The organism is Mesorhizobium sp. M0106 (assembly GCF_040322715.1).
In the GTDB taxonomy this organism is placed as follows: Bacteria; Pseudomonadota; Alphaproteobacteria; order Rhizobiales; family Rhizobiaceae; genus Mesorhizobium.
This window is the reverse complement of sequence record NZ_JAMYUA010000032.1, coordinates 20170-36496: the sequence shown is the minus strand read 5'-3', so window position 1 is coordinate 36496 and position 16327 is coordinate 20170. Positions and strand designations below refer to the sequence as shown.

At 63.7% G+C, this 16327-nt stretch carries 16 protein-coding genes; 9 read left to right on the top strand and 7 right to left on the bottom strand.

From position 1 onward, the window contains the following. The first annotated feature begins 1 nt into the window (after nt 1). Entirely contained in the window at nt 2-1030 is a 1029-nt protein-coding gene (gene lpxK, locus NKJ55_RS25465) for a tetraacyldisaccharide 4'-kinase (RefSeq protein WP_352452289.1), read from the top strand. A 142-nt stretch (nt 1031-1172) separates the two neighbouring features. On the opposite strand, the gene NKJ55_RS25460 is transcribed toward lpxK, so the two are convergent. The 3 genes from NKJ55_RS25460 to NKJ55_RS25450 form a co-directional block, all read right to left on the bottom strand. Further along, entirely contained in the window at nt 1173-1592 is a 420-nt protein-coding gene (locus NKJ55_RS25460; RefSeq protein ID WP_352452288.1) for an NUDIX domain-containing protein, read from the bottom strand. Between the two features lie 302 nt (nt 1593-1894). Continuing rightward, nucleotides 1895-2128: a DUF2093 domain-containing protein gene (locus tag NKJ55_RS25455; protein WP_031211156.1), complete on the bottom strand. Its 234-nt coding sequence runs from the start codon at nt 2126-2128 to the stop codon at nt 1895-1897. 79 nt (nt 2129-2207) lie between these two features. After that, nucleotides 2208-3134, bottom strand: coding sequence for a LysR family transcriptional regulator (locus NKJ55_RS25450; protein ID WP_352452287.1), 927 nt, complete (start codon nt 3132-3134; stop codon nt 2208-2210). Nucleotides 3135-3224: 90 nt separating this feature from the next. On the opposite strand from NKJ55_RS25450, the gene NKJ55_RS25445 reads away from it, so the two are divergent. Then, nucleotides 3225-4118, top strand: coding sequence for a DMT family transporter (locus tag NKJ55_RS25445; protein WP_352452286.1), 894 nt, complete (start codon nt 3225-3227; stop codon nt 4116-4118). A 205-nt stretch (nt 4119-4323) separates the two neighbouring features. On the opposite strand, the gene mutL is transcribed toward NKJ55_RS25445, so the two are convergent. Together mutL and NKJ55_RS25435 are read right to left on the bottom strand one after the other, a co-directional pair. Beyond that, a complete protein-coding gene (mutL, locus tag NKJ55_RS25440) occupies nt 4324-6174 on the bottom strand; it encodes a DNA mismatch repair endonuclease MutL (RefSeq protein WP_352452285.1) in 1851 nt (616 codons plus the stop codon). Between the two features lie 88 nt (nt 6175-6262). Next, nucleotides 6263-7165 carry a LysR family transcriptional regulator gene (locus NKJ55_RS25435; RefSeq protein ID WP_352452284.1) on the bottom strand — a complete coding sequence of 301 codons (903 nt, stop codon included), beginning with the start codon at nt 7163-7165 and terminating at the stop codon, nt 6263-6265. A gap of 103 nt (nt 7166-7268) precedes the next feature. On the opposite strand from NKJ55_RS25435, the gene NKJ55_RS25430 reads away from it, so the two are divergent. Continuing rightward, entirely contained in the window at nt 7269-8258 is a 990-nt protein-coding gene (locus tag NKJ55_RS25430; protein ID WP_352452283.1) for a zinc-dependent alcohol dehydrogenase family protein, read from the top strand. Nucleotides 8259-8275: 17 nt separating this feature from the next. On the opposite strand, the gene NKJ55_RS25425 is transcribed toward NKJ55_RS25430, so the two are convergent. After that, entirely contained in the window at nt 8276-9178 is a 903-nt protein-coding gene (locus NKJ55_RS25425; RefSeq protein WP_352452282.1) for a LysR substrate-binding domain-containing protein, read from the bottom strand. Between the two features lie 92 nt (nt 9179-9270). On the opposite strand from NKJ55_RS25425, the gene NKJ55_RS25420 reads away from it, so the two are divergent. The 6 genes from NKJ55_RS25420 (at nt 9271) to NKJ55_RS25395 (ending at nt 15751) form a co-directional block, all read left to right on the top strand. Then, on the top strand, nt 9271-10821 hold the full coding sequence (locus NKJ55_RS25420; RefSeq protein ID WP_352452281.1) for a trimethylamine methyltransferase family protein: 1551 nt from the start codon (nt 9271-9273) through the stop codon (nt 10819-10821). 41 nt (nt 10822-10862) lie between these two features. Continuing rightward, nucleotides 10863-12512, top strand: coding sequence for an ABC transporter substrate-binding protein (locus NKJ55_RS25415; protein WP_352452280.1), 1650 nt, complete (start codon nt 10863-10865; stop codon nt 12510-12512). Between the two features lie 105 nt (nt 12513-12617). Then, nucleotides 12618-13097, top strand: coding sequence for a DUF3828 domain-containing protein (locus NKJ55_RS25410; protein ID WP_352452279.1), 480 nt, complete (start codon nt 12618-12620; stop codon nt 13095-13097). Nucleotides 13098-13101: 4 nt separating this feature from the next. Further along, on the top strand, nt 13102-13659 hold the full coding sequence (locus NKJ55_RS25405) for a hypothetical protein (RefSeq protein WP_352452278.1): 558 nt from the start codon (nt 13102-13104) through the stop codon (nt 13657-13659). 11 nt (nt 13660-13670) lie between these two features. Then, nucleotides 13671-14855, top strand: a complete 1185-nt coding sequence (locus tag NKJ55_RS25400; protein WP_352452277.1) for a mandelate racemase/muconate lactonizing enzyme family protein — start codon at nt 13671-13673, stop codon at nt 14853-14855. 110 nt (nt 14856-14965) lie between these two features. Then, nucleotides 14966-15751 (top strand): alpha/beta hydrolase, encoded by a 786-nt coding sequence (locus tag NKJ55_RS25395; protein WP_352452276.1) that lies wholly within the window; start codon nt 14966-14968, stop codon nt 15749-15751. Nucleotides 15752-15765: 14 nt separating this feature from the next. Here the strand turns inward: NKJ55_RS25395 and queF are convergent, their stop codons facing one another. Continuing rightward, the gene (gene queF / locus NKJ55_RS25390) at nt 15766-16227 is read right to left on the bottom strand and encodes a preQ(1) synthase (protein WP_352452275.1); all 462 of its coding nucleotides are present in this window, start codon (nt 16225-16227) and stop codon (nt 15766-15768) included. Nucleotides 16228-16327 lie beyond the last annotated feature (100 nt).

The following is a 16327-nucleotide window of genomic DNA, read 5'->3' as shown; positions in this document are numbered from 1 at the left end:
CGTGACCTCGGAAGCGCCACCCTTCTGGTGGGAAGAGCCGGACTGGCGGGTCACGGCGCTGTCGCCGCTTTCCGCCATCTATGCGCTTGTCGCCGGTCGCCGCATGCGGCACGCGCCGCGCGAAAAGGTCGAGGCGCCGGTGCTCTGCGTCGGCAACTTCACCGTCGGCGGCACCGGCAAGACGCCGGTGGCGATCGCGCTGGCCGAGCAGGCCAGGCGCATGCAGCTCAATCCGGGTTTCCTGTCGCGCGGCCATGGCGGCTCCTTCGCGCAGCCGCATATCGTCGATCCCCACCATGACGCCGCCAAGCATGTCGGCGACGAGCCGCTGCTTCTGGCCGAACATGCGCCGGTCGCGGTGACGCCGAACCGGGCCGCCGGCGCCAGGCTTCTGCTGGACAAGCTCGGCTGCGATTTCCTGATCATGGATGACGGTTTTCAGAGCGCGCGCATCCACATCGACTATGCGCTGGTCGTCGTCGACGCGCGCCATGGCATCGGCAATGGCCGCGTCATCCCCGGCGGACCGCTGCGGGCGAACATCGTCGACCAGCTGGTCTTCACCAGCGCGTTGCTGAAGATGGGCGAGGGCACCGCGGCCGATACGGTCGTGCGGCAGGCAGCGCGCGCCGGCAGGCCGATCTTCGAGGCGCATACCGCGCCGAGCAGCAAGATGACGCTGGCCGGCAGGCGGTTCCTGGCGTTCGCCGGCATCGGTCATCCCGATAAGTTTTTCGACACCGTAAGCGAGGCCGGGGGCGAGCTTGCGCTGACCCGACCATTTCCTGACCATCATTTCTACACTGCGGACGAGCTTGCCGAATTGGCGGCGACAGCACGTAAAGCCGGGCTTGGCCTCATTACCACCGCGAAGGACGCTGCCCGCCTGCGTCACGGCGCAGCACCGCCGGAATTCCTCGACGGGCTCGATGTGCTGAAGATCGACACCGTCTTCGAGCTCGACCATGTGCCGCAACGCATCATCGACGAGACGCTGGATGCCTGGCGGCAGCGCAGGCTGAGGGGCTGACCAGCAGCTTGAGCACCGAGGCGATGTAGGACTGGAATTTGCAGCTTTCCGCTGGTCGCGGCATATTTTGTTTCGATCAACCTGATCGAAGATCTGCTGCTGTGGCGCTGATCCGGCGACGTCATCTCCCCGATGTCATCTACTATCCGGTGCATGCGGTCACGATGCCTTCCAGTGACCTGAAGATCGAACGGTATTGCGGCAAAGCGAGGTCAGGCAAAGCGCAGGCCGTCTCAACATCGAACCAACGGAGCTCGGTATGCACATCACCCCGCATCTCCGGATCGCCGCCGGCCCACTCCGTGATAACAAAGAAATGAAGCCGGCCGGGTCCAACTTCGGGTGAAGACTCGACGAACCCTCCGATTGGTATGAAGCCCGTCGGCGTTACGCCAACTTCCTCTCGCACTTCCCGAACGAGCGCATCCTCTGGCCTTTCCGCGCCCTCAAGATGTCCCCCAATCACATCCCAGCAGCTTGCATAGGACCGACGATGCGGAGACCTCCGCCCAAGCAACAAGGTGCCATCGCGGACCAGGATGGCACAGGCGACTTCGCGCATCCCTTGAACACCTTCGTCGTCGTGGTTAGGCCGTGCTTTCTCACCCTAAGATCACAACAGATTGTCGACAAGCACAACTCGCGCGACGCCTCAGGCCGGACGCTTACTTTTGTTCTTGCTTTGTGCCGGCAGCTATGCTACTAATTTGGCTATGGTGATGATTCACCGAGACCCGCCCTCGAGCCCCGAGGCGGGTTTTTTATTTCAAGATAACCTCTAAGGTTTCGGTGTCGCCGGCTTGACGTCGCGGCAGGAGGCGGCGCGCGAAGGATCGCAACGGGGCGGCTTCCATTTGCGCTGGACTAGCGTCGGCGGCGCAGTTCCGGATGCGCTTCGATCTCGCGGCGCAGCGAGGCAGCGGCGTTCACATAGGGTTCCTGCCTGGCGACACTCCAGTATTTGAGCTCGTCGAGCGGGATGCTCTCGCCGGTCACCGCGCAGCGCACGAAGGCGCCGGGGCTGGTCACCTGGAAGTCGCCGTCGAGATAGCGGATGCGGGCTTCCTTGCCGCCGGGTCCTTCGAAACGGTTCATCATGGGGTGGTGCCGAAATTCATGACGATGTCATCGCCACAAATTGCGGCGAGGTCAAGCCGGCAAACCGGATGCCGGCATCTCATTCCTCGGCCGTGATAAACTGCTCGATCTTCTCCGCTGCCAGCCCGGCCTGGACGGCGATGCGCCGGGCGAGTTCGGCGGCGGCGGCGCGCGGGCGCCCCAGCGGCCGGTCGAGCCAGTAGGATATCGGGCTTAGCGCACTGCGCTCGTCTACGGCGACGATGCGGCCCGATTTCAATTGGTCCACCGTCAACGGCGGACGTGCCAGCGCAATACCGAGCCCGTGCGCGGCGGCGTCAAGCACGAGGTTGTAGTCCTCGAAACGGCGGTCGTGCGGCCGCGGCCGATAGTCCATCTCCTGCGCCGCAAACCAGGCGCGCCAGGCCGAAGCGTCGGAATCATTGATCACCGGAAATTCGAGCAGTCGGGCGGGGTCTCCGCGACCGATCTCTCTGGCCAATTCCGGCGAGGCGACAGGGAACACATATTCTTCGAAAAGCTGCACCGAGATCCGGCCCGGAATGCGACCGCGCCCGCAGCGGATCGACAGGTCGATGCCCTCGTCGGCAAGATCGCCCTGGCGGATGTCGACGTCGAGCACGATACGCAGCTTGGACGGGTGGTTCTCCAGCGCCGCCATGCGCGGCATCAGCCACAGCCCGCTGACCGAGGGGATCGAGGTCAGCCGCACCACCGCCGTGCCGCGCGGCTCGACCCAACGGTCCGAATTGCTGGCGATCAGGGCAAAGGCTTCGGTGGTGCGCAGATGCAGCCGGTTGCCCTCGATGGTCAGCGAGACGCCGCGCGCGCCGCGATCGAAGACTTTCAGCCCGAGCCAACCCTCGAGCTTGGCGATCTGCCGGCTGACGGCGCCGTGGGTGATGTTGAGCTTCTCGGCGGCCGCCGAAAAGCTGCCGGTCCGAGCCGCGGCGTCGAAGGCGCGCAGCGTTTCGAGCGGCAGCATCGGGTCTAAGCTGTGATCCATAGTCACAGGTGATCCTCGATTTGTTCGTTTGTCAACCGACCCGCAATAGCGTTTCTCTACTTCATGGCATTGGATCGCGAGGACACCCAAATGAGCGCTTACACCGGCACGTTGAATACGACACAGCGCATGGATGCCACGGCTGCCATCGCGGTGGCGCTGACGGTCGTCGGCTGGGCCTCCGCCTTTCCGGCGATCCGCGCCGGCCTTGCCGCTTTCGGGCCGCTGGAGCTTGGCGCGCTGCGCTTTGCCATCGCCGCGGTTCCGGCGGCGATCTTCCTCGCGGTCAAGCGGCCGGCACTGCCCAGGCTCGATGAACTCTGGCGCTTTGTCTTCGGTGGTGCCGTCTTCGTCGCACTCTACACGGTGATGCTCAATTTCGGCGAGCTGACCGTTTCGGCCGGTGCGGCCGGCTTCATCATCAACGTCAGCCCGATCTTCACCGCCATCATGGCCATGGCGCTGCTCGGCGAACGCTTCTCGGGCCTGGCCTGGGCCGGCACATTCCTGTCCTTCGCCGGTATCGGCATCATCGCCATGGGCGAGGGGCAAGGGCTGCATTTCAACAATGGTGCGCTGCTTGTCCTCGGCTCGGCGCTGTGCTCGGCCGTCAACACCATCGTCCAGAAGCCGCTGTTTGCCCGCCATCACCCGCTGACGATCTCGGCCTCGAACATGGTGCTTGGCGCGCTCTGCCTGTCGCCGTTCCTGCCGAGCGGTCTGGCGCAGGCGGCGGTCGCCGATGCGGCCGGGCTCGGCGCCGTCATCTTTCTCGGCATCGTGCCCAGCCTGATCGCCTATGCCGCATGGGCAACAGCGCTTTCCCGGCTGCCCGCGGCGCGTGCCTCGAACTTCCTCTATCTGGTGTCGCCGATGGCGACGCTGATCGGCTTCTTCTGGCTGGGCGAGGTGCCGACGCTGCTCGGCATCTTCGGCGGCGCGCTGGCGCTGGGCGGCGTCATTGTGGTGAATTTGAAGAGATGAGCAAAGGGTTTGGGGCTGTGCCTGACTCGAAAAGAGCCGCTGTACAGCGGCTCTTTTCGTACCCCCACCCCGCTGCTTCGCAGCGACCCTCCCCACAAGGGCGAGGGTAAGCTCCTCGCGAGGCGTCGGCGGATAGGCTCCCTACCTCCCCCTTGTGGGGAGGTCGGACCGAAGGTCCGGGTGGGGGCTGCGCCCTGCGAGTTTCTCACCGCCGCCCGAACAACCGCTCAATATCCGCCAGCTTGAGTTCGATATAGGTCGGGCGGCCGTGGTTGCAGGTGCCGGAGCCCGGCGTCGCCTCCATCTGGCGCAGCAGCGCGTTCATCTCTTCCGGTTTGAGCAGGCGGCCGGAACGTACCGAGCCGTGGCAGGCCATGGTCGCGGCTATTTTGTCCAGCCGCTCCTTCAGCGTGTCGACCGTGTCGTTGTCGGCGATCTCGTCGGCGAGATCGCGCACCAGCTGCTGGACGTTGGTCTCGCCGAGCATCGACGGCGTCTCGCGCACCGCGACGGCGCCGGGGCCGAAGCGCTCGATGCCGAGGCCGAAGCGGGCCAGCGTCTCGGAGTGTATGGCAAGCCGCTCGGCATCCTCTTCCGGCAGATCGACAATCTCGGGCAACAGCAGCATCTGCGACGGCACCGCGCGTGAGTGGAGGGCGTTCTTCAAGGCCTCGTAGACCAGCCGCTCATGCGCCGCATGCTGGTCGACAATGACAAGCGAATCCCTGGTCTGGGCGACGATATAATTCTCGTGCACTTGCGCGCGCGCCGCGCCCAGCGCCGTGCCGAGCAGCGTTTCCGCCGCTTCGTTTTGCCCGGCGCGCGCATCGGCGCTGTGCAGCGGCCCGGCGTCGAAGGCCGCCTGCTCGTCCTCGCCGAAGCCGTCGCCCATGTCGAGCGGCCGCTGCGGCGAACGGGCAGGATCGAACCCGGAAAAGCCCGATGCCCGATAGGCGGCCTCGTAGCTGCGGTGACCGTTGGCCGGGCCACCATGCGCATAGGATGCGGCGCCTGGCCGGAACGCCGCCATCATGCCGGCGGCCCCGGTGGTGGCGGCGCGGATGCCGGCATTGGCCAGCGCTTCGTGGATAGCGCCGACGATCAGCCCGCGCACCAGCCCCGGGTCGCGGAAGCGCACGTCTGCCTTGGCCGGATGGACATTGACATCGACGATCACCGGATCGAGCGTCAGGAACAGCACGGTGACGGCATGGCGGTCGCGCGGCAGCACGTCAGCGAAGGCGCCGCGAATGGCGCCGGCGATCAGTTTGTCACGCACCGGGCGGCCGTTGACATAAGCGTATTGCTGCAGCGCGTTGGCGCGGGTGAAGGAGGGGACCGAGACATGGCCGGCGAGATGCACGCCGTCCCGCATCGCGTCGATGGCGATCGCATTGTCGGGAAAGTCGGCGCCCATCACCTGTGCCACCCGGCGCAGCCGGCCTTCCGGGCTGTCGTCGGTCGCCGGCAGTTCCAGCGTCGAGCGGTCCGGGCCGGCCAAGGTGAAGCGCACGGCGGGGAAGGCGATGGCGATGCGCTTGACCACGTCGCCGATGGCCGAGCTTTCGGCGCGCTCGCCCTTCATGAATTTGAGCCTTGCGGGCGTGGCGAAGAACAGGTCGCGCACCTCGACCGTGGTGCCGCGATTGGCCGCCGCCGGCCTGACCGCGGAGACGCGGCCGCCGTCGATGCCGATCTCGGCGGCGTTTTCACTGGACGCGGTGCGCGAGCGGATCGACAGCCGCGCCACCGAGCCGATCGACGGCAAGGCCTCGCCGCGGAAGCCGAGCGAGCGGATGTCGTGAATGTCGTCGGCGAGCTTGGAGGTGCAATGGCGCGCAATCGCCAGCGCCAGTTCCTTTTCCGGAATGCCCGAGCCGTCGTCGCTGACGCGGATCAGGTTCAGCCCGCCGCCGGCGGTGACGATCTCGACTCTGGTAGCGCCTGCATCCAGCGCGTTCTCGACCAGTTCCTTGACCACGCTTGCCGGACGCTCGATGACTTCACCGGCGGCGATCTGGTTGATCATCGTTTCGGAAAGCTGGCGGATCGGCATGGGGCACTATAGGCGGATTCGTGGTCGATGCGGGAGGGCGGAATTGAGGAAATCCACGCAGCTGATCGCGACTGGCCGCTCGTGCACTTCAAGTCATGAGCTTGGGCAGCGCTGCCGCCAGTGCATCGACGGCAAGACGGACTTTCATCGGCAGGTGAGGCGTCTGCAACCACAGCGCATGGGCGTCATAGAGAAACCGTGGCTGTTCCGGCAGCAGCGGGACAAGTACGCCGGCCTGGATGCGCTCGCGAACCATCCAGTATGGCAGCCAGGCGAGCCCCATGCCGGCGGCCGCGGCATCGGCGATGGCATCGAGATCGTCGAGCCGTAATCTGCTGACGGGCCTGACCTCCGCCGCGGGCTGGCCGTTGCGCGGAAACAGCCACGGCTGAACGGCACGCCCGGAACGGCGGTAGATGATCGCGTGATGGCTGCCGAGGTCATCTATTTCATGTGGCTCGCCGTGCCGGTCGAGATAGGACGGCGACGCGCAGACGACCATGTGCTGGCGCGCGATGCGACGCGCCATCACCCCGGTCTGGTCCTCCAGATCGCCCGTTCGGATGGCAAGGTCGCAGCCATCCTCTGCCAGATCGGCGATGGCATCGCTGAACGATAGGTCAAGTTCCAGCGCCGGATATTGCTGCGCAAGCCCGAACAGGATCGGGGCAACGCAGCGCCGGCCGAAATGCACCGGCATGAGGACACGCAGCTTTCCGCGCGGTTCGGCAAGCTGGTCGGCGGCGAGTGCATCCGCGGCCTCCGCTTCGGCAAGCACCAACCGGCAGCGTTCATAATAGGCGCGCCCGAAATCGGTCAGGCTTTGGCGGCGCGTGGTCCGGTTGATGAGGCGCACGCTCAGGCGCTCCTCGAGAAACCGGACATGCTTGCCGACCATCGGCCCGGACAGATCGAGAGCCGCCGCCGCGGCTGCGAACGAGCCCAGGTCGACGGCTTTGACGAACACGGCCATGCTCGTAAGGCGATCCATATTCAAAACCCACAGTTTCTGCTGCTCTACTCAAGCGGCTATTTATCCGCCTGATGAGCGCTGGCATAGCTGATTCAGTTCAAATAGTTTGGAGTTGTGACCGATGGCACGTGTCGTTCGCTTTCATGAGCTCGGTGGTCCCGAGGTCCTGCGCATCGAGAATGTTGACACGCCTGCGCCCACGAGCGGTGAGATTCAGATCCGCGTCAAGGCGTTGGGTATAAACCGCGCCGACGCGCTGCTGCGTTCGGGGACCTACATCCAGACCGCGCCGTTGCCTTCCGGTCTTGGGCTCGAGGCGGCGGGTATCGTCGAGATGGTCGGCGAAGGCGTGGACGGGTTTGCGCCTGGCGATGCCGTCAGCATCGTGCCGCCATTATCGATGGCCCGCTGGCCCGCCTATGGTGAGATTGCCACATATCCCGCCGAGCTCGTCGTCAAGCATCCACCATCGCTGAGTTGGGAAGAAGCCGCCGCGGCGTGGATGCAATATCTCACCGCCTACGGTGCGCTGATCGACATTGCCAACCTCCAAAGCGAGGACTTTGTTGTCATTACCGCGGCCTCGAGCAGCGTCGGACTTGCCGCGATCCAGATCGCCAACATGATTGGCGCGACCCCGATCGCGGTCACACGGACATCTGCCAAGAAGCGGGCTTTGCTTGAGTTCGGCGCGGCCCACGTCATCGCCTCGGCAGAGGAGGACCTGGAAGCCAGGCTGAAGCGAATCGCCGGCCCGGACGGCGTGCGCGTGGTGTTCGATGCCGTCGGCGGCCCGATTTTCAAGCCTCTGACGGCAGCGATGGCACCGGGTGGCATTCTCATCGAATATGGCGGCTTGAGCCTCGACCCGACACCCTTTCCGCTACCTGCAGTGCTGGCAAAGACACTGACGCTGCGCGGTTATCTCGTCCATGAGATCGTGCGCGATCCGGTCCGGCTGCAGGCCGCCAAGGCGTTCATCCTTGACGGACTGAGCTCGGGTTCGCTGAAGCCGGCAATCGCCAGAACCTTTCCGTTCGACCAGATCGTCGAGGCGCACCGCTATCTCGAATCGAACGAGCAATTCGGCAAGATCGTCGTGACCGTTTGACCCGGCATTTATCGGCCTCACGCCTGCGCCGCCAGCCAGTCCCGCACCTTGCGGGCGTTGTCGCTGAGTTCGCGGTTCTTCGACCAGATGACATGAAAGCCCTTGCCGGTCGTCATCGTGTGGCCGGTGACGCGCACCAGCAGCCCTGATGCCAGCAGCCGCTCGGCGAGGTGACCCCAGCCGAGCGCGATGCCTTGCCCTTCCATGACGGCCTGGATCACCAGCGCATAGTCGTTGATGCGCAAGCCACGTCCGGCATCGGCGATGTCGACACCGGCCGAGGCGAACCATTCGTCCCAGCTGGCGGCCTCGCGAAACGGTTCTTCAAGATGGATAAGGCGGTGCGATTGAAGGTCCGCGACACGCTCCGGCAGCCCGAACCGTGCCACATAACTGACGCCGGCAACGGGGAATATCACCTCATCGGCCAGCGGCAGCGAATGATAATCCGGCCATTCCTTGGGCTCGCCTCCGCGGACGCCGAGCGGGATGTCTTCGGCGATGATGTCGAGATCGCGGTCGGCGGTCTGGATGCGCAGGTCGATGCCCGGCAATTCGTCGCGAAACTGCTGCAGGCGCGGCATCATCCAGAACGAGGCGAAGGCGGTCGAGGCCGCGAGCGTCACATGCGCGCCGACGGCGATCTGGCGCAGATCCTCCGCCGACTTGCGAATGTGCGACAGGCCGAGCGAGACGTCGGCATGGAAGCGGTCGCCGGCCTCGGTCAGGCTGACTTGCCGGTGGCGGCGCTGGAAGAGTTTGGCGCCGAGCTGCCCTTCGAGCCCACGGATCGCATAGGAGACGGCAGCCTGCGTCATGCCGAGCTCGCGCCCGGCGGCGGTAAAGCTCGACAGCCGCCCGGCGGCCTCGAAAACAATCAGGCTGCCGGCCGACGGCAGCAGGTGGCGCAAGCTTCGCATAAGCTGAGCTTATACAAGAGATCAGGATTTTCCAGCGTCACAGCCGCAATTTGTCTGGCTAGATTGGTCACCAACAGGAATATGGAGCCTTCATGAACGCACCGGCCGTTGAAGTGAGCGAACACACCAACCGCCGCAGCGGCGGCCGCCTGGGGCGCAAGGCGCTGCGGGGCGCACCCATAGCGTCGTTTCCAACTCTGGTCCGCCAGATTCCCGTCTATCAGATGGTTCCGGACGAGGCGGTGGAGCTGATCCACCAGGAGTCGCTCTCCATCCTCGAAGAAGTGGGATGCGAGTTCCGCGACGACGAGGCGATCGCAATGTGGAAGGCGGCGGGCGCCGATGTCTCGGAGACAAGGGTCCGGATCGACCGCGCCCTGCTGATGGAGCTCATCTCGAAGGTCCCGTCGGAGTTCACGCTCAATGCGAGGAATCCCCAGCGTTCCGTACGTGTGGGTGGAAACAACTCCATCTTCGTGCCGATGTACGGGGCGCCTTACGTGCGCGACCTCGACAACAACAGGCGCTACGGCACACTCGCCGACCTCAACAATTTCCACAAGCTCGCCTACATGGCGCCGGCGCTGCATTCGTCGAGCTCGATCATATGCGAGCCGATGGAAATCGCGGTGCCGAAACGTCACCTCCACATCATCCATTCGGCGCTGAAGCACTCCGACAAGCCGTTCATGGGCATCGTGACCTCCAAGGATCGAGCCGAAGACACGATGGCGATGGCAGGCATCGTGTTCGGCGAGGACTATGTCCGCGACAACCCGGTCCTGGTGTCGATCACCAACTGCAATTCGCCGCTGGTGTGGGACGCCACCATGCTGGACGCGATGAAAGTCTATGCGCGCCACAACCAGCCGCTGATCCTCGCCCCCTTCGCCCTTTGCGGCGCCTCGACTTCGGCCTCTGCCGTCGGTGCGGTCGCGCAGGTCAATGCCGAAGCGCTGGCGGGCGTCGCGTTCACACAGCTCCTGCGTCCGGGTTCGCCGCAGATCTACGGACAGTTCATGGTGACGGTCGACATGAAGACCGGCGCTCCCATGGGCGGCACACCGGAGGCGGCCCAGATGATGTATCTCATGGGCGCGCTGGCGCGGAAGTATCGTCTGCCGTGGCGCACGTCCGGTTTCCATGTCGGCTCGAAGCTGAACGACGCCCAGGCGGGCTACGAGGCGAACATGCTGATGCATGCCGCCATCCTTGCCGGCGCCAACTACATCTGGCACTCTGCCGGTTGGCTCGAGGCCGGCCTGACCTGCGGCTATTCGAAATTTGCCACCGACTGCGAGCAGCTTGTCGGCTGGTACAAATATGCTGGCGGGCTGCCATTCGACGATTTCAAGGAGGCTATGGCGGCTATCCGCGAGGTCGGACCGCAGGGCCATTTCCTCGGCACCCAGCACACGCTTGAACATTTCGAGTCCGCCTTCTTCATACCGAGCATCATGGACTTCAATTCGTTCGAACAGTGGAAGGCGGAAGGAGCAAAGGACCACGACACCCGCGGCCGCGAGAAAGCGCGCAACATGCTCGCCGATTATGAGGAGCCGAAGCTCGATGAGGGCATCGCCGATGGTCTCAAAGATTTGATTGCGCGGCGCGAGGAGAAACTGCCGGACAGCGTTAGTTGATCACGGGCGAAGACCCGATGCGAACCATAAGGGAGGAAAAAATGACACTCTTCAGAAGCAACGGCGATCGCGTACCGAGCGCCATCGAAGCAATGGCCAGCGAGGCGCGCGCCGGTCGCGTCGACCGGCGGGAGTTTCTGGCCCTGGCAAGCGCTTTCGGCGCATCGACGGCCCTTGCCTACGGCATGATTGGACTTGCCGTGCCGGAGCGGGCTTTGGCTGAAGAGCCGAAGAAAGGCGGAACGCTGCACGTTTCGATGTCGGTGAAGGCGCAAAAGGACACGCGCACCTACGACTGGGTGGAACTTGCGAACATTTCACGCTGCTGGCTCGAGCCGCTTGTCCGCTACACCCGCCAGTTCACATTCGAGCCGGTTCTGCTCGAAGGCTGGGAGGTCAACGACGACGCCACCGAATACGTGCTGCATGTGCGCAAGGGCATCGCCTGGAACAACGGCGATGCTTTCAACGCCGATGACGTGGCCTACAATCTGACGCGCTGGTGCGAGAAGGCTGCCGCCGGCAATTCGATGGCCGCGCGCGTCGGTGCGCTGATCGATGCAAAGACCGGCAAGGCCAGGGAAGGGGCGATCACCAAAGTCGACGACAACACGGTGAAGCTGAAGCTGAACGAACCGGACATCTCGCTGATCCCGAACTTCACCGACTATCCGGCGCTGGTGGTCCATCGCAACTTCGACGCCGACGGCGCCAATCCGATTGAGAAGCCGATTGGCACCGGGCCGTTCGAACTGGTGTCTTATGCGGTCGGCCAGAAAGCGGTCGTCAAGCGTCGTGAGAATGGCAAATGGTGGGGCGGTGAAGCGCTTCTCGACGGCGTCGAATTCATCGACTACGGAACCGATTTCAACGCCTCGATAAATGCATTCGACTCCGGCGAAATCGACCTCAACTTCGAGACGCCGGCCGACTTCATAGACATCCTCGACAAGATGGGGCTGGTCAAATCGGAGGTCGCGACAGCGACCACGCTCGTCGCCCGGACCAACATCACGAACAAGCCCTATGACGACAAGCGGGTTCGCAACGCCCTCCAGATGGCCGTCGACAACAAAGCGGTGCTCGAACTTGGCTACGCCGGGCGAGGCACTGTTGGTGAAAACCACCACGTCAGCCCGATTCATCCGGAATACTACGCGCTGCCCAAGAAGACACGCGACGCCGCGGGCGCCAGGAAGCTTATGGCCGATGCCGGGCAGGACGACTTCGAGCATGAACTGATCACCGTCGAGGACGATTGGCAAAAGAACACCGGCGACGCTATTGCCGGCCAGTTGCGCGATGCCGGGATCAAGGTGAAGCGCACCGTGCTGCCGGGGTCGACCTTCTGGAACGACTGGACGAAATACCCCTATTCGATGACCATCTGGTACATGCGCCCGCTTGGCGTACAGGTGTTGGCGCTCGGCTATCGCACCGGCGAGGCCTGGAACGAAACCGGCTACTCGAACCCTGATTTCGACGCCAAGCTCGAGCAGGCTCTTTCGCTCATCGACGTGGAAAAGCGCCGCGAGGTCATGAAGGACATCGAGCAGATCCTGCAGGATTCGGGCGTCATCATTCAGCCGTTTTGGCAGAAGCTGTTCAGCCACATGAATGAGAAGGTGAAGAACTACGGTGTCCACCAAACCTTCGAGATGGATCTCCAGGATGTCTGGCTGAACGCCTGAGTTGCCAGCAGACGAGACGTTGCAGGATTTCATGGACCGCAAGAAAGCCGACGGGCAAGATGCGTGGTACTGATAGCTTCCGTCAGTGAACAATCGGGGACACCCATGAAACTGCCACTTTTTGTTGCCGCGCTTTCGATGGCCGTGCCGGCGGCCGCGTTTGCCGGCCCTGCTGCCAACGCCGTGAAGTTCTTTTATGTCCCGTCGGTCAAATTCGAGGCCGATGCGCAATATCGCGACCGCTTCACCGCGCCGGTGACGAAACTGTTCGAACTGAACGACAATGCGGCAAAGAACCATCCGGATGAAGTTCCCTGCATCGACTTCGCCCCTGGTCTCGATGCGCAGGACTATGACGAGAAGACCGTGGCCAAGACGCTGACGCTGGCCGAAACGCTGGACGGCGATAGCGCCGAGGTGACGGCGACGTTCAACCTTTTCCCCGAAGGCGATGAGTCCAAACGCGAAATGGTCTGGTCGTTGAAGAAGATCGACGGCCAGTGGAAGATCGCCGACATCACCTCGAAGACCAGCGGCTGGACGCTGAGTGCGCTCGAATGCCTTGCCGGGCAGTCGCCGGAGTGATGCCGTGCTCCGCTGCCGTCCCTGGGTTCTGGCGACTGCGTGCCTGCTGGCCGGATTGAGCAGCGCCGCCGCTCAGGGCCTGTTCGGCGCGCCGCCCGCAAACGCGCCGGCCGACAGTGCGGCACCTCCGCCGGCAGTTTCGCCGCCGGCAGAAAACGCGCCGGCCGCAGCCGTGCAGCCGGCCTCGCCGACCGCGGTGGTGAAGCCGTTCTACGAGCATGCCGGGCTCGAGGTCGATCCGGCTCAGCGGGGCCATTTCACCGACCCGGCAAAGTCGGTGCTGGACAAGAGCGACGCGCTGCGGAAGTCGGGGCAGGGCGAGTGCCTCGATCCCAACATGGCACTCGACAATTCCGAATACGACAAGGCGGAGATCGACAACAGCCTGAAGACCATCGAAGCGATCAAAGGCAACGAGGCCAAGGTCGTCGTCGCCTTCGTCGTCGCCGGCAACCCGCACCGGCTGGAGTGGAAATTCAGGAAAGTCGACGGCGACTGGAAGATATCCGACCTGCTCTCGGTGACCGGCGAATGGGCGCTCAGCCAATACCAGTGCGAGTGAGAACGGAACCGATGAAGATCACCAACATCCGCGTCACCCACGTCAACGTCCCGCTCGATGCTCCGTTCTGGTGGACGGCTGGTCTCTACGGCGGCGCCTCGAAATCGATCATCGAGGTCGAGACGGACGAAGGCGTGGTCGGACTGGGCGAGGCGCCATGGTGGCATTTCGGCGAGGTGATCAAGGCCGAGATCGCGCCGGCGCTGATTGGCGCCGATCCCCTCGACATCGCCGACTGCGAGGCGCGCTGCGTGCCGCCCTGGCAGATTACCGCCAATACTGGCGAGAATGCAGCCACGGTGGCGTTCGGTGCCGTCGAACTGGCGCTGTGGGATATAAGAGGCAAGGTCTTCGGCATGCCGCTCTACAAGCTGCTCGGCGGCGCGGTGCGCAAGGACATTCCGTTTTCGGAATATTTCGCCTTTCGCCCCGCTCAAGGCGGAGCCGGCGGCGAGATGACCGCCGAAGCGATCGTCGACTACTGTCTCGGCATGCGAGAACAGCACGGCTCGACGATCTTCGAGGGCAAGCTGATCATGGGCGATCCCGAGCTCGAGATCAGGACAGTGCGCATGCTGCGCGAGGCGCTTGGCGATAAAGCGCAGATCAAACTCGATTCCAACATGCAGTGGTCGCTGACCACAGCGCGCTGGGTGCTGGGCGAGATCGAGCCGTTCAACATCCGCAATTACGAGGATCCGGTCGCGACCTTCGAGGAGATGGCAGCGCTGCGCCAGCATTCGCGCATTCCGTTCTCCACGCACATCCCGGATCTCAGACGGGCAGTCGCGCTCGGTGCGCCGGATTACTTCGTCTGCAATTTCGCAGCACTCGGCGGATTATCGAAAACTCTGAAATTCATCGCCGCCTGTGAGGCGATGGGCAAGGGGTTCTGGTGCTATTCGAACGATCTCGGCATCATGACATCGGCTTATCTGCACGTCGTGGCGGCAACGCCATGGATCACCGAGGCGTCGCAATCCCTGTTTCGCTGGCAGATCGGCGACGTGATCAAGGACGGCCCGTTCAAACAGATCGCCAACACGGTGCGCGTGCCGGAAGGTGACGGGCTGGGTGTCGAACTCGCCCCGGCGGCAATGAAACGCTGGTCAGCGCACTTTGCCGAACACGGGCCGATGCACCATTTCAGCGATCCGAACAGTCCCGGCCGTTACCGGCGGCTGCCGCTCAACTGATGCGAAGTGCACGTGACCGATCGATGAGAAGAGGTCCTGTCGTGGTTGCTTTATTCGCGGCGGTTTGCGTCCTGGCCTGCGCTGTCACCTGGGAGGCAGGAAGCCGCGCGGTGGCCCGCGTGCCTCAGCAAAGCTTCACGCTGCCTGTGGGGTTACCGGTGGAGCGCATCGTTCTGAAGCAGGAGGGCGCGCCCGATCTTGCCGGTTGGGTGGCGGATCGGCAGGACAGTTGCGGAACAATCGTGCTGTTACACGGACGCGGTTCAAACAAGCTGGCCATGGTTCCAAGAGCGAAGCTGCTTTTCGAAAGCGGCTACTCGATCGTGCTGTTCGATCTGTCGGGACATGGCGAAAGCGGCGGCGATATCAGAGGCTTTGGTTACATCGAACGGCAGGACGCCAGCCGCATCCTCGCCTTTGCGCGGCAACGCTTCGCCGGTCGCAAGGTGGCGGCCATCGGCTCGTCGCTCGGTGCGGCTGCTTTTGTATTTGGCGCTCAGCAGGAGCATGCCGATGCCTATGTCCTGGAGCAGCTCTACGCGACTTTGCTGGAAACCACGGCGTTGCGAGCGCCCTTGCCTATGTTGCGCGACGTACAGGCGACCATCCTCTTGGCGCAGATGCAGCTCCGCCTTGGCTTCGGGGTAGATGATGTCAGGCCGGTCGATCGCATCGGCGCGATTGATCGGCCGATATTGCTGCTAGCAGGCAATTCGGATCCGTTTGTCGCTCGCAGCCAGACACTGGCGTTGAAAGATGCGGCAGGCGCTGACGCAAAGCTGGTCTGGTTCGACGGCGCGCGGCACGTTGATCTCTATCGCTATGACCAACAGCGGTACCGCGACGCCGTGATGCCTTTCCTGGGGACCAACCTGTGCCGGACCGGGATCAGGTGAGCCGCTCCGTCCGATTAGCCGCGCCCGCGATAGGGGGCGACGCCGGTGTCGGGCAGCCACACACCTTCCGGCGGCGCGCCGGTTTGCCAGAACACGTCGATCGGAATGCCGCCGCGCGGATACCAATAGCCGCCGATGCGCAACCACAATGGCTTGGTCGCGGCGATGATGCGGCGGCCGATCATGACGGTGCATTCTTCGTGGAAGGCGCCATGGTTGCGAAACGAGGTCATGAACAGCTTGAGCGACTTCGATTCCACCAGCAGCGCATCGGGTGCGTACTCGATGACGATATGGGCGAAGTCCGGCTGGCCGGTGACCGGGCAGAGCGAAGTGAATTCCGGGCAGGTAAAGCGAACGATGGCCGGCGGGCCGTCGCCGCGCGAAAACGGCACGGTTTCCAGGACTGCCGCTTCAGGGCTCTGTGGCGCCTCGACGTTGGTGCCGAGCTGGGTGAGGTTTTTCGTATCGGTCATGAGCAGGTTCCTTGCTGCATGTCGCCCAAAACTGCGCAGCGATTTTGGGACAGCGACATGCGTAAAAACAGAAATTTGCCGCTCATTAGCACAATTTGAA

Bases quoted from the DNA above. Each gene is read 5' to 3' on its own strand.
- NKJ55_RS25460 (WP_352452288.1), bottom strand. From the start codon at position 1,592: ATGCGCGAAGTCGCCTGTGCCATCCTGGTCCGCGATGGCACCTTGTTG.
- NKJ55_RS25455 (WP_031211156.1), bottom strand. From the start codon at position 2,128: ATGATGAACCGTTTCGAAGGACCCGGCGGCAAGGAAGCCCGCATCCGC.
- NKJ55_RS25450 (WP_352452287.1), bottom strand. From the start codon at position 3,134: ATGGATCACAGCTTAGACCCGATGCTGCCGCTCGAAACGCTGCGCGCC.
- NKJ55_RS25445 (WP_352452286.1), top strand. From the start codon at position 3,225: ATGAGCGCTTACACCGGCACGTTGAATACGACACAGCGCATGGATGCC.
- mutL (WP_352452285.1), bottom strand. From the start codon at position 6,174: ATGCCGATCCGCCAGCTTTCCGAAACGATGATCAACCAGATCGCCGCC.
- NKJ55_RS25435 (WP_352452284.1), bottom strand. From the start codon at position 7,165: ATGGATCGCCTTACGAGCATGGCCGTGTTCGTCAAAGCCGTCGACCTG.
- NKJ55_RS25430 (WP_352452283.1), top strand. From the start codon at position 7,269: ATGGCACGTGTCGTTCGCTTTCATGAGCTCGGTGGTCCCGAGGTCCTG.
- NKJ55_RS25425 (WP_352452282.1), bottom strand. From the start codon at position 9,178: ATGCGAAGCTTGCGCCACCTGCTGCCGTCGGCCGGCAGCCTGATTGTT.
- NKJ55_RS25420 (WP_352452281.1), top strand. From the start codon at position 9,271: ATGAACGCACCGGCCGTTGAAGTGAGCGAACACACCAACCGCCGCAGC.
- NKJ55_RS25415 (WP_352452280.1), top strand. From the start codon at position 10,863: ATGACACTCTTCAGAAGCAACGGCGATCGCGTACCGAGCGCCATCGAA.
- NKJ55_RS25410 (WP_352452279.1), top strand. From the start codon at position 12,618: ATGAAACTGCCACTTTTTGTTGCCGCGCTTTCGATGGCCGTGCCGGCG.
- NKJ55_RS25400 (WP_352452277.1), top strand. From the start codon at position 13,671: ATGAAGATCACCAACATCCGCGTCACCCACGTCAACGTCCCGCTCGAT.
- queF (WP_352452275.1), bottom strand. From the start codon at position 16,227: ATGACCGATACGAAAAACCTCACCCAGCTCGGCACCAACGTCGAGGCG.